Origin of the sequence: Peribacillus sp. NPDC097295 (assembly GCF_044761665.1) — a bacterium.
GTDB lineage: Bacteria > Bacillota > Bacilli > Bacillales > DSM-1321 > Peribacillus.
The window spans coordinates 120,469-137,810 of record NZ_JBIWCW010000005.1; the positions used below are offsets into that span (position 1 = coordinate 120,469).

The following is a 17,342-nucleotide window of genomic DNA, read 5'->3' on the forward strand; positions in this document are numbered from 1 at the left end:
AGTCATACTCTTTTCCAATCTATGAACTTAACTTGATGATCACACAAAGTGGAGTGGAACGGAAGGTACGAGACTCCTGCGGGACATGCGCGTCTAGGTGAGACCCCACAGGCGAAGCCGAGGAGGCTCACCGACCGCCCGCGGAAAGCGAGTGCCTGAAGTGAAAAGCAACATTCCATGTAACCAAGTCATACTCTTTTCCAATCTATGAACTTAACTTGATGATCACACAAAGTGGAGTGGAACGGAAGGTACGAGACTCCTGCGGGACATGCGCGTCTAAGGGAGACACCGCAGGCGTAGCCGAGGAGGCTCCCTGACCGCCCGCGGAAAGCGAGTGCCTGAAGTGGAAATCAACGTTTTAATTGATAAGCACATTTTTATCGAACTAGTCAATAGTCTAAGCAGAAGGCGTTTAGGAGCCTTCTGCTTTTTTGCTATACCTATCAGTTGTTCGCAAAAGGAACTTGCTACACTAGGAATTTCCCAAAGGTAACCAACCTTTTAAGATTGCACCACCTTCTGGATTATTCCCAACTACTAATTCTCCACCATGCTGTCTAATGATTCGCTGAGAAATGGTTAGACCTAACCCTGCTCCTCCGGTTGAGCGATTTCTCGATGCTTCCCCGCGATATAGTGGTTCGAATACTCGTGGCAGGTCTTCCATAGAGAACCCCTCCCCTGTATCTTGTACGGTAAAGATCACTTGTTTATCCTCTCTATTGCAAGTAATGAATATTTCTCCATTCCTAGGTGTATGCCTTACCGCATTATCTAGCAAGTTATTCAGGGCTCGCTCCAATAAGTGCGAATCACCCTTGATATGGACGTCACAAGTAAAGTTATCCGCAATGATGGAAATCCCCTTTTGCTGAGCCTGCAGGCGCAGACTTTCTATGGAGTTCTTGAGAACATAGCACAGATCAATCCTGTTTTCAGGCAGATTCACTTCTTGGTATTCCGTCTTCGCAAACGTGAACAGATCCTCCACTAATCGATCCAACTGCGCCGACTTCTCCTTACATACCGCCAAATACTTTGCTTTCTTTTCAGGTGTATCAGCAATGCCTTGCTCTAAACCATCTAGGTACCCCCGCAAAGCAAATAATGGCGTTCGTAAATCATGTGCCACAGCAGTAATCACAAATTTTCTTTCCGCTTCCAATTCACCCTGTTTCTGAAAAGATTTTTTTAGACTATCTACCATAATAGTAAATCCGTCATGAACCTCAGCAATTTCTGAAATCCTTGATGTAGGTAACTGGATATCCAGATCTCCCTCTGCAATCTGTCGAGCACATAGGCCCGTTTTCTCCAAAGGAGTGAGAATATATCTTCGCATTGCATAGGTAATGACCAAAATCGCCACAATTAGGCCAGAAATGACTGCGATTATTTGAGTCATTTTTGAATTATCTTGATAGATGACAACCCTTCCAAGAATCTGCCCATCCTGTAAGATTGAAAACTGTTCCACGCTCGCAGAGGACGGCCCTCGGTCAGAGTCCGTTTGAAAAATCTCCTGATTAGATCCGGATAGTATCGACACCCCCATATCTGCTTTCTCTAACTGCCCGCTTAATTGGTCTTGCCAAGCAGGACTTTTCCATTTATCAGTATTCGTTTCGATTAAGTGAGTTATCGCTTCCATATTCTCCTGTTGTGATTCATCCATTCCGAGATTGAATGACTGTGTTTCAAGAATATGCCCACCTACATAAAATACCCATGGGAAAGTAAGGATAATGAGTAGGCAGAGGATGGTGAAATTACGAATTCGAATAGTTTTCATTTTATTCTCCTTTGAAACGATAGCCTATACCCCATACATTGACTATAAATTTCGGTTCGTTAGGTTCCGCTTCAATTTTCTCCCGAAGTCGGCTTAGATGGACTCGAATCGTATGTTTATCACCAATCCCTTCCCAAAACTTTTCGAGTAATTGCTCGTATGTAAAAACATATTTCGGATGTTCCGCGAATAATTGCAGTAAATCATACTCTTTCGGTGTAAGTGAGATGGGCTGCCCTTCTATAGATACTTCTCTTGTGGCTAAATCCAACGAGAGGCGTCCATAATCCAAGACCTTTCTCTTTAACTCCTGCTGAGAACTGGAGCGCCGTAATACCGCCTTCACTCTTGCAACAATCTCTCCAGGCGAAGCGGTTTTGACTATATAATCATCTCCTCCAAGTGCAAGGCCTCGTATCTTGTCTACATCATCACTAAGTGCACTCAAAAAAATTATCGGGACATTGCTTTTCATACGAAGCTGCCTACATAACTCAAAACCATTTTGTCCCGGCATCATGATATCAAGGACAAGGCAATCGATTCTACATTGCTTTAACACGTCAAGCGCCTGAGTAGTATCATAAGCAAGTTTCACCTGAAAACCCTCATTCATTAAGAAATCCGTCAATAGTTCAACAATGCTATGGTCATCGTCCACAACTAAAACGGTATATACATCCTTCACCAATCTATTTCCCCTCTCTGATGGATCTTCCTTACAATTGATTTAATTTTATCACTTTTTTGAAAAAGGAAACGTTTTAGGATGGATTGTGATTCTTTTGTGATGGTTTCATACCATTTTTTGAGATATGTAACGGTTATTCTTTAACTGTGAAACGAACTTCAACTATTGTAAGATTTCGTTCCACAATTTTAAATACTTCGAGGGGGATTTAATAATGGGTGTTGAAGATCAAAGTTATTCATTTTTTCCATTTGGTGCCTTGTTCTGTCTAACACTATTTTGTTTTGTAGTCGTTCGCATATTCGCCATACGATCTCGTTATAAGGATTTCGATCCACTTACCCATCTAAAAAAGCTGGTAAGTAAAGGGGAAATGACAGAGGCTGAATATCAAAGATTTAAAGAACTTCTTACTAAATAAACACATAGGAAATTAAATTTTGGAGGGAACATGTATGCATATCCAAATTGCATTGTTTGATGGATTTGATTTGTTAGATGCTATTGCACCTTATGAAGTGTTTACTGCTGCTGAGATGTACTTTAAAGATGATTTAACCGTCACACTCGTTTCAGCAGAAGGGGAACGAATGGTGACAAGTGGAGTGAATGGTTTACAGATTCAAGCAAGTGGTAAACTGGACGTAACTCGTAAAGGAGTCATTCTTATTCCGGGAGCCTCCGGTTCTGTTCATGATACCGGAGCCGAATCGATACCGGTTAGACTACAGCAAGCATCTGAAACGAACTTAAGGCAATTATTAAAAGAGGCCATTGAAAACCCAGATATATTACTATCCACCGTTTGCGGCGGTTCCCTTATATTGGCCATGAGTGGCTTATTGGAAGGGCGGCATGCCGTTACCCATCACATGGGAGTAGGGGTTTTAAGTGCGACAAATGCGATTCCTGTTCATGCTCGAATTGTAGATGATGGGGATATTGTTACTGGCGGTGGCGTTACCTCTGGACTCGATGTTGCCCTTTACCTGGTTGAACGAGAATTAGGCCCCCTAATAGCCATTGCGGTGGAGCAGCTGTTTGAGTATGAACGTAGAGGTACGGTTTGGAGAAATGAAGGAAATGTCCCGAAAGAAGTCCAGCAGGAAAATCATATGGTAACGACAAGTAATGATTCCATTATCCCAACTGATTCAAGAGATGACTTCCAAGGCAAATGGGATACCACAATCTCCACTCCTATCGGAAGGCTTCCGGTTTTAATCAATTTAACGAATAAAAATGGACATATCGTAGGGACCGCAAAGCAAGGAGATGATATTGTCTCTTTGGATCATCCAGTACTCGAAGCGAATCAACTGAAGTGGTCCATGAAGGTGTCTAAGCCCCTGCCTCTTACTTTAAAATTCAGTGTATCTATAGACGGAAACAAGATGATCGGTGAAGCAAAGGCAGGAATGTTGCCTTCATCAAAGTTAGTTGGGCATCGAATTACATGATATGAGGCAACTCAATCTATAAATTGTCAAAAACAGATTCCAAATTTTAGATTGCTCTACAAATAAGTAAACGACTTAAGATCTAGAAATTCAGAACTTAAGTCGTTATCTAAATCATCACCAGTCCCACATTATTTCTACTTCGGGAGTCGCTTTTATTACTGATGGATTTTTCAACATGAATTGGTATTCTAGATGGTTTAACGATTTAACTACTGTCTACTCATATTAGCTCATTTATTTGTTTCGTCAACTCGTTAAATCTTAGGTCCAGCTCCGTGTACGCTTTGTCTTTAGGAGTCATGAAACTGAGTTTCCCCAACACTTCTTGCCTTTCATTTTCTAACTTTAATCGCTGTTCATCCTGACTATCTCTTTTTTGTGGCGCTTCCTGCCATTGCTTTTGGATGCGATTGTTTGAGATGACAAGTTGACTGCTCACTGTTTTATCAAGGAAATACCGATCATGCGAAACGACAAGCAACGTGCCATCATACTGCGCTAATGTATCTTCAAGCTGTTCGCGTGAAGGTAAGTCCAGATGATTCGTCGGCTCATCTAAGATAAGCGCATCTTTCTCTTCTAAAATATAGACCATCAGCTTGCACTTCACCCGCTCACCCATGCTCATTTTTCCAATCGGTTCTGTCCACTGGGAGGCCGTAAACCCTAAATGCTTCATTAAATTCTGGACTTTTCCTCTCGCTTTGAATGTCTCTTTATAAAATAGCTGCGCAGGTGTTTGATTCAGAGGTAAATCGAACACTTCCTGCGTCAAGTAACCGATATTGGCAGACGGTGACATCCATACATCACCTTCAGCCGTTTCCCTTCCACACATCACATTCAACAAGGTCGTCTTGCCACTACCATTTGGACCCATCAATGCAACCTTCTCCCCATGTTGAATCGTAAAATTGACGTCTTTGAATAACATCCGTCCGTCAAACTCCTTGGTCAGGTTCTTCACTTCCAAAAAACGTTTTCCGACCTTATTATTCGGTTTTATAGAAAAATGCACAGTATATTCGGACTCAACACGTTCTACTTTAGCCTTTTCAAGTTCTTTTTCAAGACGCTTTCGCTTTGATTTTACTTGGGCATCCATCCGCTTTGCTTTTACACGATAATATTCTTTCTCTCCTTCCTGTTTCGTCGATTGAGCATGAGCCTTTTTTGACCAGGAAGTGAGCTCGTTCATTTGTCCTTCAATGTCTTCAATCATTCTCTGCTGTTTTTCATAGGCACGTTGCTGGGACTGTCTTTTCTGTTCACGCACCTCCATATAACTAGAATAATTCCCCTTGTGCTCCAACACCTTTTTACTTTCAATGGCCCATATTTTTGTTGCAACCCTATCCAGGAAATAGCGATCGTGCGAAACCAAAATAATCGTCCCTTTGTATTTCTTGATCTGTTCGATAAGGAAGTCCGTACTTTGCTCATCAAGGTGATTCGTCGGTTCATCTAACAATAGAAGGTGGGCATCGGTTGCAAACCCCTTTGCAAGTCGCACCTTCAATTTTTCTCCGCCGCTTAATTTTGAAAAGTTCCTGTTTGGTACATGCCACTTTTCTAATAAAGCACCCTCTAATGGTGTGACGGCATCAGAAGAAAATGACTCGGTCTCTTGTACAACTATTTCAACTTCCACGTTCTTTTCCATCCACTGAATATGCTCCTTTTCAGGCTCCAATTCATCGGTAAGCAATTGCAACAAGGTCGATTTCCCCGCACCATTTTTTCCGATGATTCCGATGACCTCTCCTTGTTGCACACTGACATTCACTTCTTCAAACACGGTATAGTCGTTTATGACATAGCTTATATTTCGTAATTTCAACAGTTCCTTCATGCCTTCCATCCTCTCTGTAAGGGGAGAACAAAAAAATCCTCCCAATTCAATTGGAAGGATTAGTCGCATTTTCATCATACTCAAACAAGCCAATTCAAATGGCTCAACCGCTTAGAGAAAATGGGCAGACTAATCCTATTTCGTAAAAATTTGAAATATGCCATTTCAAACTTAAAAAATAAGATTATTTATCCATCGTCCACCCATCATCCCTTCTTTTATTAGTAAAAACATTGTAACATAATTCAACGAAAAAAGAATCGTCATTTTACATAAATTATCCATTATAGATTGATACTACCATATACAAACAAAGACTAATCATAATCATTCACTCATATAAATCCTTTTTCTTCATTAATGCCCTTTTCCGCTGAATGATTTTTATAATGGGAATGGCGATAAGAAACGCTACGGCTACGTTAAAAATACCAACAGCTGAGTTAAAGAATTCTGGCAGTGACTGATCCCCTAAAACAAATACGTTCAAAATACCAGACCATACATTAACGAAAAAGAGCAAGAGAAAAATATTCAACATGCGCTTATAATAGTCAATCTTTGAATGTGTATCTGTATATAATTCAAAAGGGCCTTCCGCTGCCGCCTTCTTCATGTAAACCCAGCCACCCAATTCATAAATGATGGTAATCCCGCTGTCTTTAAGCAGTTCAAAATAATCCTGCTTCTCCTGTTTAGAGATTGCACCGAGAAATTCATTACGGTAAGTGAATGCACCCTGCTCTCCCTTTGTAAAGGTGAACCTGTTCAAAAACCATTTTTCTAAGTGCCACCCTTGTGCGGCCATCTCATTAATCCACTTTTCTTCTTTTTCATAATCCAAATACAAGCGATACCTAACTTCCTTCATAGCTATTTCTCCCCCTTCGTAATGAGCAAACCGTTGTGATACAACTCATGAAGTCGTTTCATTTCCTTTTCAACCGTCAACTTCCCAGCATCCGTAATGACGTATTCCTTTTTTCGGTCACCCTCATCTAAAGGAATAATCCATTTTCGCTTAACCAATGTTTTAATCGCTCCATAAATCGTTCCAGGGCCAAGCTCAACACGACCATCGCTAAGCTCGGAAACATACTGCATAATTCCATATCCATGTCTTGGCTCATATAAAGATACAAGGATATAATAAACACCTTCTGTCAAAGGAGCATTATCGTCCATCGTTACACCACCTATCGTCTGACGTTATATCGACTGTTGATATATTTATTATATCAGCAGTCGATATATATGTAAATTGTATACATATATAGTTTTTATTTCTAAATAAAACTCATTCCCTTAAGGTTCAGCTCAGGGAGAAGGATTCTTTCTAGGAGGTAACAAATAATTGATTGGAACGGAAGGCGCGAGACTCCTGCGGGAAACGCGTGTCTATGTGCGACCCCGCAGGCGTAAGTGAAGTGCAAGCCGAGGAGGCTCGTGGACCGCCCGCGGAAAGCGAGTGCCTGGAGTGGAAATCAACGTCCTCCTATTCAACATCCATGACTTTAGGGAAAGGATTATATCTAGGAGTTAATACATAGTTGATTGCAACGGAAGGCACGAGACTCCCGCGAGAAACCTAATGTGGTTGCTTTTTAGAAAATTACCAATATTACTATATCAACTAAAAAATGTATATGATAGTATTAATCAACAGGTATTTTTTACTAGTCATAAGTACCCACATTTAGCGAATAGCGAATGAACTCAATCCCTTGGTCTCTAACGTACTATCATAAAAGGAGCTAATTTTCTATGATCAAGAAACTCAACATGTCTATTAAAGCAAAAATCTATACGATTATTACTGTCGTAGTGGCAACAAATATACTATTAGGATTAATCGGGTTATACAATCTTCATAATGTCGAATCGTCATTGGAAGATAGTTTAGAAAGTAGGGCAAAAAATATTAATCTACTACGAACGGCTGGTATTGACTTTCACCAAATGTACTTGGCCGAGAAAAATTTATATTTATATGCCCCGGGTACTGATGGATTTAAAGCCCAATTAGAAGAATATAATAGTCAGATAGATGATATTGAAGAAAGATTTTCCGATTACTACTCTAATATCATAAATCTCCCGAATGAGAAAGAACTTGCCCAAACACATATCAAGCTAAAAGAAGACTATTTTGCGATATCTAACGAAATTATCCAGTTATATTCTTCTTCCAAGCCTAATGACCGTGAAAAAGGCCTTCTCCTCTCTCAAAGTGAAGGATTCAAAAAGTTTGAAGCTGCAGAAGATTCTTTGGATGTGATCGGAGACTTATATTTCAGTAACAATGAAAAAATGCTAAAGGATGTAAAAGAGGAATACTCCTTTCTCTTTATCATGACGTGCATCATTATCTTCTTATGTTTACTTGTTAGTTCATGGCTGGGCTTTTTAGTCATCCGTTCTATCAATCGCCCTATTCTAACTTTGAAGAACAATGTTAGAAAGATGGCAGAGGGAGACCTGACAGTTAAGATAGATTCGTTCGCCAATGACGAGTTAGGTGAATTATCTGAGGACTTCAATTTAATGGCCAAGCAGACAAAAGAATTACTATCGACTGTGAGAAATACCGTCGATGATCTTAGTGATTCTTCCCAACAACTTCGTTTAATCTCAGAAGAAACGAGTGAAACAGAGAGTAAAATCAGTAAAGAAATTTCAGAAATTGCGGATGGTGTTGCCAAGCAGGTAGCACTATCTGAATCGACGGACCAAAAGACCTTGGACCTTTCAAGTATCATCGATAAATTAAACAAGAATAATATTCATATGGATCAACTATCATCCCATGCAAAAATAGTCCTTCAACAAGGTTTAGGAAAACTGAAAGACCTACAAACTAAAACAGAAACCTCCACGGACGTTACACAAGAAGTCGTTAAAATGGTCCAAATACTTGCAGAAAATATGAAAAAAATCAGTTATATTGTCGGAACATTAAATGATATATCTAGTCAAACGAATTTACTCGCTCTGAATGCAAGCATCGAAGCAGCAAGAGCAGGCGAGTACGGAGTTGGATTCGCCGTCGTTGCATCGGAAGTGCAAAAATTAGCGTCACAATCTTCAATGGCCTCAAAAGAAATAGAAGTCACCATCACTGCAATAGAAAGTGATACTGTGAAAACCCTAGAATTAGTGAAACAAACTGAACGGGTAAACAGCGATCAAGGGAATATCGTAGTAGAAACGAGTGAAGCATTTCATTCAATAAATGAAACGATTAGCCATATCCTTCAATCGCTTGATAATATTCATGACGAAATTTCTTCAGCAAACCATATTAAAGAAGATGTCGTTAGAGCAATTTCCGACATATCTAATGTGGCAAATGAAGTGTCACTAAAGACTGAGTTAATCCATACTTCTGTTGGCCAGCAACATGAGGCATTTAGAAAGCTTCAAAAATCTGCGGAAATGTTAAATGAGTTAAGTGAAAAAGTAAATCAAATGATCCGTAGTTTCCATATTGAATAATAAATCACTGATCCGTTGTTTTCATTCTATCTGACGATGCATTATGGTTATAAATAAATTTGTTTCTTTTTAGAGGGTATAGATAAATAAAAGTTTTCAGCATACTGAACCCCGAATAGGTCATTTTTACAGAAGTGACCTATTCGGGGTTCTCATATTTAGTCCTTCTTCAAACCAAAACCTCACTTACTAATCCATAAGGTTCACCGTAAATAAATGAGATTCATTACTCCCTTTGGCTTTTTAGCTGAGTCGATTACTTAGAACTCCATCCACCATCAATGATCAATTCTTCACCAGTAACAAACTTTGATTCATCAGATGCCAAATATAAATTTCCATTAGTAATATTAATGGCTACCCAAATAGCTGAGAATGATACATAGTTTATGAGATTGTCTACGGGAGGCTCATGCATCGCCCGCGGAAAGCGAGTGCCTGTAGTGGAAATCAACGTCCTCCTATTCAACACGCACGACTTTAGGGAAAGGATTCTTTCTAGGAGTTAATACATAGTTGATTGGAACGGAAGGTACGAGACTCCTGCGGGAAACGCGTGTCAACGGGAGTCCCCCGCAGGAGCAAGCCGAGGAGGCTCGCGGACCGCCCGCGGAAAGCGAGTGCCTGTAGTGGAAATCAACGTCCATATGGAACAAGCCATAAAAAAAGTAGACAAACCGATTTTCAAGTTTGTCTACTTTCTGCATACCCAAAGCTATGAGATGTGGTTTGCATTCTTTTCTTCTTTTTTCAAATGGACGAACATCCCTTTCGAAACAATCAAGCCGAATACCGAAAATGCAATCAAAATGTACATAGTCACTGAGTACTGAATTTGTAGGCTGATAATGACCGATGCGGCTATTGAACCGAAGTAGCGAAACATCGAATAAATGCCAGAAGCTACCCCTGTTAATTCCTTCGCAACAGACTCAAGAGATGCCGCTTGCATGGAAGGAACGCCCAATCCCGAGCCAATCCCACCTAGAAATAAAATCAAACCGGCAACGACTAATATATCAATCGTCGGAAGAATAACATATAATCCTAATGCCAGAATTAATAGGCTAAAAGATAGTCTAACAGTCCTACCCTTTCCCATATTACCTTCTACATATCCACCTAGCCATGATGCAATCGAAATAGCTAACGAGAATACGAACAACAGAAGTCCAATCGAACCGATAGAGTATCCAGCATCTCTTTCTAGCATCATCGGCATTATTAAAATGGTGCAATACATGATGGCATTGTTCAGTAGGATCGATAGATTTGCACTTGTAAAACTAGCGTCTTTAAAGAGTGAAAAATCAATGATTGGATGGCCATATCGCTTCTCTCTATATACGAATAGAACGAAAGATAGTAAGAAAATCAACCAAAGCCAAACATTCGTGTACCATTCATTTGTCACAATCAGGACAAGGACCGTTAAGAATGTACCTAATAGAATGGACCCTTGGATATCTAATCGGGTATGGCTTTTCGGTTCGATATTCGGTAGGTATTTATAGGCAATAAGGAAGGACAAAACCGTAAAGGGAATGTTTATCCAAAAGGTGGACTGCCAACCCCAAGCTCCAATCAGGAAAGCTCCAAGAAGTGGTCCAAGCGCCGCCCCAATGGACATCGCAAAACCAAACACACCGAATGCTTTGGTTAACTTAGTCTTAGGTGTGATAAAACGAATGATTGCCGTCCCATTAGGGGTAATAAAAGCCCCACCTAAAGCTTGAATGGCTCTACCAATGATCAATACAGGTAAATTAGGTGCAAAAACACATACTAATGAAGCTCCTAAAAATAACAGCAAGCCAAGTAAGAACAACTTGCGTGTTCCATACATATCCCCGAGTTTCCCCGCTATTGGTTGAGCTACGACCATGATAATGAGATACACCGTCACAATCCAGGAGACATTGGCTACATTCGTCTGAAAGTAGTCCATGATGGTAGATAAACCAATTGTAATCATTGTTGAATTCAACGGGACTAGAAAAGCCCCCGTTAAAATCGCCAGCAAAGAAATAGTATTATTCTGCTTTAACAATGTACACGACTCCGTTTGTTCCATCCACACGTACTGTATCACCATCTTGTAACATTTGCGTTGCCACTCTTGTACCTAAAACAGCTGGCAGTTTGTATTCACGTGCAACGGTTCCAGCATGAGAAAGGATTCCTCCTGCGTCCGTAATAACAGCTCCGGATATTGAAAATAGTACGGTCCATGGTGGAAGTGTAGTTTTACATACGAGTACGTCACCCTTCTGGACTTTAGAGAAATCATTCTGATCACGAACGATTCTTACCGTACCAGTGTGTACTCCTTTTGAGGCTGCATATCCTTTAAAGCTTTGTTCTTGTTCATCCACTTCCGCGGTTCTTGTTCCAAAGATTCTTTCGATAACAGGTGCCGTTTCCTCTTGTGGTGCCACGCCATATGTTTGAGGAACATTTTTCTTCGAATCTCGCTCATGTACAATCTTACGTTCCACAATTTTGGTGGTTATATCTATTGGATTACTTACTAATTCGACTAATTCACCCAGGTATAAAAAGAAGATATCACTATTCTCTTTGATTGATTTTGCTTCAACTAAGCGTGTTCCTATTTCCAGTAGAACCATTCGAGCTTTTGCAGGAAGCATGGCATCGATATAGAAATGATGGTCTTCATCCACACCCCAATACGCTAACGCCCATTCGTGGATCTGCTTGAACCTTGCTTTTGCATCACTCTCCGGATACTTCTCTAAAAGAGCTGTTACCTTATGTTCACGTTCCTCTACAACCTGTGCAAATTCTTTGTCGAAATTAAAGTCTTTCTTAATATATTCCGCAATAACAGCTAAGGCATATTCAGGATTCTCAACCCATGTTTCTTCAGAAAACTCATGGGAATTTGCGATACGCCAACCGTAAGTTTCTAGAATATCTTGTATTAATAAAAGGAAGGATTGACCCTCGGGAGATGATTGAAGCACCGATACTAACCCTTCATTAGGAACTGAAGCGAAACAGTTCGATAAAACCGTAGATTCATTAGCGACCTTTGAAATCATATATAAAGCTCGATCCGTTTCTAATGATTTGTTCATCACTCCTTCGAGGAGATCATACACGTAGGTTGTATTCTTATCACCCGTTAAATTCTTATAGGCATCTTCCAAAACTAAACCGACAGAGCCTCTTGGCATGACGACTTCAAAATGAATTTCCCACGCACGTTTGAAAAATTCAAATAACTCTACAAGAATTCCCTTGGCCTCTGTCAAAGCAATGCCATCTTTACGATATTGATCGAGTGTATGGAAGTACGGCATCAATTCTTGATTCATATAATTCCAGAATATATCACTTAAGTTCGGCAATAACGCTTCTATCTTCTCGGCGTTTTCTTCCAACCGTTTCGCGATATCCCCTTTATATGAAACAGTATTCTGATAATAGTGAGAATCAGAAATTTTAATATGGAATTGATGGATAGGGAGTTTTAACGTTTCATAAGCCTTTTTTGTCCCTTCTGTCACAGCGGGTGCCATATAAGACGCAAACAGGGGGGTTAAAGCTCCGGGTAGATGCAATTCATCTAGAAACCAAAATCCATTTTGTTTATCTTCTTCGTTAAGCATTAATTCATTTTGAAAATTTTTAACATTCAACATATAGCTGTACCTCTTCCTTGTTTCTAAGATGTAATGGGTCTAGATTGAAGAACAAAAATTGTGTCATCTTTAATGGCAAACTCTATATCAACGGGAAACTCGTAAAATTTCTCTAATTTACTTGTTACAGACTCCAAAGATAAAATGCCATCTTCATTAAGACAGAAGGAGTCACTTTCTTCTGGTGTCGTTTCCACTTCAATGATTTGATTATCAAGAGGCAATATCTTCACTTCTTTTAGACCTAAATCTTTCATAATGGACTTTGTTTCTTTATTCACGATGAAAGTATCGGGGGTCACAATCCCTGAAACTATCGATTCACCCAAGCCGTAACTCGCATTAATGATGATTTCATTCGTATCTTGGGTAATCGGGTTCAAACTAAAGATCACTCCGGATACATCCGGGAACACCATTTGCTGAATTAAAATCCCCATCGGAAATGCATCTAAAGAAATATCCTTTTGTGCTGCATATTCACGAACACGATCAGAGAACAGGGATGCCCAGCATTGCTTGACTGCATAAAGCAATTGTTCTTCATCACAAACGTTCAAGATTGTCTCATATTGACCGGCAAAGGAAGCATCTTCTAAATCTTCCGCAGAAGACGAAGACCTAACAGCGACCGACAAGTCAACGGATCCTGTCAGTTCCTTCAATTTTTCATAAGAAGCTAAAACTTCCTTTTCTATTTCTTTTGGAAGAGGAGCCTCCATGAACACGTCAATAAATTCCTCTTTATGTACTTGGGTATGTAAAGAATGTTCTTTCATGAAAATTTTCAATGCATTTGCTTTAAGAACAAATCCATTAGGGATATTAACTCCCTCGTTTATTACATTTGCCAAGTGCAATGCTTTAGACCCTACTTCTAGTAGTGATTCTTGGTTAGCTTCTTTTAGGAATACTGTAAACACTGAAAAATAAACCCCTTTTCTTTATTAACACTGTAATGATAGTACAAAATACACAGTAATATATAACCACTTTTTCTATTAAACTCTAATATATTATACTTTGCAATCCATATTAGAATATATTCTCATAAATAACTAAGTTTTACTATATAACCATTTACTTAAAAATCCAATTTTCCTATCTAAGTTATTCCATGAAGACGAACACAAAAAAGGGCTGTCTCAAAAGGGTGAAGATTTCCGTTCCAGGCGTTTCGCTTTCCGCGGGCGGGCGGTGAGCCCCCAACGCTCACGCTCTTGTGGTGTCTCACCTGACCCTCACCTCCCGCAGGAGTCTTCACGCCTTCCACTGCAATCTTTCTTATTACATATGGTGGGGAGGTAAGAAAAAATACCGTAAACAGTACCCGGTGTTCCCCGAGTTTGTTTACAGCCCTTTACTTTATACGTGAAGAATAGAAAACGAACGGAACAAAAAAGAAACCTGTAGCCACGGCACATCATTTATTGAAAGAAGCTTGCTTGAGTCAGCTACTTTCATGGAAACATGATTAAAATAGAAAAAAAGGTGGAGAAAAACGATTCTTTTTTCTCCACCTTTTTTATTTTAGGGACTTTTTAGACAGCCCCTTTTAGCTTGCTAACGGTACGTTTCCCGTATTTGTGCTATCAAGCTACTTTAACTAAACGTACTTTACTCTTGTTCCCCGCCTTATCCTTTGCGAATACGGTTAAGGTAATGCCTTTCTTTTGCTTCGCTATAGTGATCTTGATATTGCCCGATGCATCAACGATCCCTTTATTTACATACTTCTTGCCATTGTATATATAGACGGTTGCTCCTTTTTCCGCTTTACCTGTCAGGACTTTCGCATTCGACGTCACTTTATTGATCTTTGGTGTCGGTGGCGCCGTTTTATCGATGACTGTAACCGTCTTTGTTTTACTGATATGGTTTAAGGGATCTTTTGCGTATACTGTGATTTTTGTACCCGCTTTTTGTTTGGGAATTTTAATACTATAGTTCCCTTTGCTAGAAGCCTTCGCCGAGTTAAGGATGGTTTGGCCTTTTTTCGCAAAAACTGTCGTATTCGGTGTCGCTTTTCCCTTCACTACTTCATGCGAATCCGAGACAGTCTCTACTATTGAAATCTCTGGATTGCCTTTAAAAATATTCTTGATTGTAATCGATTTTGTCGTCACATTGCCAGCCGCATCTTCTACTGTGAATGTGTATTCCCCTGATTTGCTCACGACATAGATCGCATTTGAGCCATTTATACGCTTGCCATCAGGTAACTGAATGCTTTTCACGCGAATGTTATCGGCGGTATTTACGACAATCGTGACATCTTTCTTCGTAGGTTCCGTCGTACTCGCAGATAATACGATGGTTGGTTTTACTGAATCGATATTGTTAATTTGGATTGATTTTTTATTAGTATTCCCCATTAAATCTTCAATCTCGAATGTATACGTTCCGTTTCGACTCACTGTATACAGCGCTTTGTCGTTATAAACGATATCGTTATTCGGCAGAGTAATGGAGCGAATCCCCAAATTATCGTACCCTTGGATGGTAATATCGACAGGTTTACTCGTTGGTGAGGTGGTACTTTGCATAATTGTCATAACTGGCAACTCTTCATCCACCACCGTCACCTCCATCCTATATGCTTTATCTAATACCGCTGCGGATTCTTTGCTCTTCGCCGATACCTTCACCGTATACGTTCCTTGATGGCTTGGACGCCACAAAAAATTCGGCGATGGACTGAATGTTTGTAGGACGCGTCCTTGACTGGAGTATCCTTCGAACACTTCGAATTGATACAATGGATCACGGCCACCCGATGCATTTGCTGTGAACGTATACGCTAATGGCGCTTTATTGCTGTTCAAGGCCATCGTTAGCTCTGCGACTGGTGCGACGGCTGTGGTAAATTGAATTGTATGATCTTTCGCCAGTGACTTTCCTGCATAATCAGCCAAAGCCCCTTTTCCAATCGTCAACGTATAGGTTGTATAATCCATTAAATATTCTGGGGCAATCGTCAATTGATTCTTATTTACCGCAACCCTCACATTCATATTCCCAGTAGGGCTTTTCAGCGTTATTTTCCCTTTATCTTTTAGGGTCATTTTATGGTTAAACGTCAACTTGAATTCGCTCGATGTCGGGATATTTTTTGTTTGGTTGACTAATTCTTTCCTTCGTAATGTATCGCTTTTATCATAGGCCGTAAAAGATTGCTCATCCACAGAAAACGGACCTGCGCTATAGTCTTTCATATACTCTAGTAAATGGTTCCCTTGACCATCTGAATAAAAAGCTAATAAACCATTTTTAAACAATAATTTATCCACCGTGACGTTACGCTTTAGCGTATATACATATTCATTCGTATCATATGTATACACATGAATACCGCCATCCCGACTTGCGGCAAATGTGAGATTGTCTTTCAAGCTAAACTCAAAATCGTTATATACTTCATCAAAGGTATATTGAATAAGTAAGTCCTGTTCTTTCTCTTTCGCCAAACTGAATACCGACGAAGCACTATAGATTCGTTTGTCATCCGGTGAGATCTTCGCCTCCTTACTCATCTGGAAATCTCCATGATAAGGCGAGTCGTGTTTACTCGATATGACCCCCTGATGGACATCGTAAGCATCAATGTCTCTTGGCGATATGGTCGAATCCGTTGTATAGAGCCTAGAAAGCGTTTGATTATACGTAATGGAGGAACTTTGATAGATGCCCGCAAGAGAACTATTTTTCACCTCTGTTTTATCCGCTAGTGAGTAGACCCTTATATACGAATGCTGGCCCGATCCGGATGTAATATATAAATAACCGTCCTTATCCACTATCAGATCATAGGGATCGATCGACACCGGCAACATCTCTTGAAACGAGAAGTCACGCGTCGAAACCATGGCCACACTGCCATTATACGGACCGAAATTTGTCGAACTATGCTTAAACTTAAGCTGTGTAACATAAAGCGTGCCATCATATATCGTTAACCTTTCCGCTATATACGGCAATTCCAATGTCTCGATGACACCCGTTTCATAATTGACACCATAGATCACCCTACTACCACTTTGCGTCATGTACACAACAGGCTCATGCGGATCTAAAACTGTATCAAATGGCTCAAAGCCAAGATTAATAGATTTACTGGCTGCGTTTGCACGGTCACTAAAACCACCTGAAAGTAAAAAGCACAAAACTAAAAACGACAAAACAATAATACGTCTGCTATTCTTCAAAAAAACCCTCCTCATGTTGTACCTCGAATATTATAACATCTACCAAATTTAATAATCATTCTCAGGAAAAATATTTTTGTGTAACTACACCTAATTATGGTAAAGTTCACCGTGATGTATGTAAATGAGGTTTCATAGCATTCTCAAGGTATACGCACTAGCTACTTTCTTGC

At 39.9% G+C, this 17,342-nt stretch carries 13 protein-coding genes; 3 read left to right on the forward strand and 10 right to left on the reverse strand.

All coding sequences use genetic code 11. From position 1 onward, the window contains the following. Positions 1 to 475: 475 nt before the first annotated feature. On the reverse strand, positions 476 to 1,795 hold the full coding sequence (locus ACIQXN_RS11345; protein ID WP_402966347.1) for a sensor histidine kinase: 1,320 nt from the start codon (positions 1,793 to 1,795) through the stop codon (positions 476 to 478). Between the two features lies 1 nt (position 1,796). Next, on the reverse strand, positions 1,797 to 2,483 hold the full coding sequence (locus ACIQXN_RS11350) for a response regulator transcription factor (protein WP_402966349.1): 687 nt from the start codon (positions 2,481 to 2,483) through the stop codon (positions 1,797 to 1,799). A gap of 217 nt (positions 2,484 to 2,700) precedes the next feature. On the opposite strand from ACIQXN_RS11350, the gene ACIQXN_RS11355 reads away from it, so the two are divergent. Both ACIQXN_RS11355 and ACIQXN_RS11360 read left to right on the forward strand, forming a co-directional pair. Next, a complete protein-coding gene (locus ACIQXN_RS11355; protein WP_402966351.1) occupies positions 2,701 to 2,907 on the forward strand; it encodes an SHOCT domain-containing protein in 207 nt (68 codons plus the stop codon). A 34-nt stretch (positions 2,908 to 2,941) separates the two neighbouring features. Further along, positions 2,942 to 3,946, forward strand: coding sequence for a DJ-1/PfpI family protein (locus ACIQXN_RS11360; RefSeq protein WP_402966353.1), 1,005 nt, complete (start codon positions 2,942 to 2,944; stop codon positions 3,944 to 3,946). Positions 3,947 to 4,169: 223 nt separating this feature from the next. Here ACIQXN_RS11360 and abc-f read toward each other — a convergent pair whose 3' ends face one another. The 3 genes from abc-f to ACIQXN_RS11375 form a co-directional block, all read right to left on the reverse strand. Then, the gene (gene abc-f, locus ACIQXN_RS11365; RefSeq protein ID WP_402966355.1) at positions 4,170 to 5,801 is read right to left on the reverse strand and encodes a ribosomal protection-like ABC-F family protein; all 1,632 of its coding nucleotides are present in this window, start codon (positions 5,799 to 5,801) and stop codon (positions 4,170 to 4,172) included. A 331-nt stretch (positions 5,802 to 6,132) separates the two neighbouring features. Further along, positions 6,133 to 6,672, reverse strand: coding sequence for a DUF2812 domain-containing protein (locus ACIQXN_RS11370; RefSeq protein ID WP_402966357.1), 540 nt, complete (start codon positions 6,670 to 6,672; stop codon positions 6,133 to 6,135). Between the two features lie 2 nt (positions 6,673 to 6,674). Further along, entirely contained in the window at positions 6,675 to 6,986 is a 312-nt protein-coding gene (locus ACIQXN_RS11375; RefSeq protein WP_402966359.1) for a PadR family transcriptional regulator, read from the reverse strand. A 579-nt stretch (positions 6,987 to 7,565) separates the two neighbouring features. Between ACIQXN_RS11375 and ACIQXN_RS11380 the strand changes: the two genes are divergently transcribed. Beyond that, complete coding sequence (locus ACIQXN_RS11380; RefSeq protein ID WP_402966361.1) at positions 7,566 to 9,296, forward strand: methyl-accepting chemotaxis protein; 1,731 nt, start codon at positions 7,566 to 7,568, stop codon at positions 9,294 to 9,296. Positions 9,297 to 9,552: 256 nt separating this feature from the next. On the opposite strand, the gene ACIQXN_RS11385 is transcribed toward ACIQXN_RS11380, so the two are convergent. The 5 genes from ACIQXN_RS11385 to ACIQXN_RS11405 form a co-directional block, all read right to left on the reverse strand. Next, the gene (locus tag ACIQXN_RS11385) at positions 9,553 to 9,750 is read right to left on the reverse strand and encodes a hypothetical protein (RefSeq protein ID WP_402966363.1); all 198 of its coding nucleotides are present in this window, start codon (positions 9,748 to 9,750) and stop codon (positions 9,553 to 9,555) included. Between the two features lie 261 nt (positions 9,751 to 10,011). Next, complete coding sequence (locus ACIQXN_RS11390; protein WP_402966365.1) at positions 10,012 to 11,346, reverse strand: MFS transporter; 1,335 nt, start codon at positions 11,344 to 11,346, stop codon at positions 10,012 to 10,014. Further along, entirely contained in the window at positions 11,330 to 12,964 is a 1,635-nt protein-coding gene (locus ACIQXN_RS11395) for a PEP-utilizing enzyme (protein ID WP_402966367.1), read from the reverse strand. The genes ACIQXN_RS11390 and ACIQXN_RS11395 overlap by 17 nt, the downstream gene beginning before the upstream one ends. 23 nt (positions 12,965 to 12,987) lie before the next feature. Continuing rightward, complete coding sequence (locus ACIQXN_RS11400) at positions 12,988 to 13,887, reverse strand: PEP/pyruvate-binding domain-containing protein (protein WP_402966369.1); 900 nt, start codon at positions 13,885 to 13,887, stop codon at positions 12,988 to 12,990. 669 nt (positions 13,888 to 14,556) lie between these two features. Further along, positions 14,557 to 17,169: an Ig-like domain-containing protein gene (locus ACIQXN_RS11405; protein ID WP_402966371.1), complete on the reverse strand. Its 2,613-nt coding sequence runs from the start codon at positions 17,167 to 17,169 to the stop codon at positions 14,557 to 14,559. Positions 17,170 to 17,342: the final 173 nt, after the last annotated feature.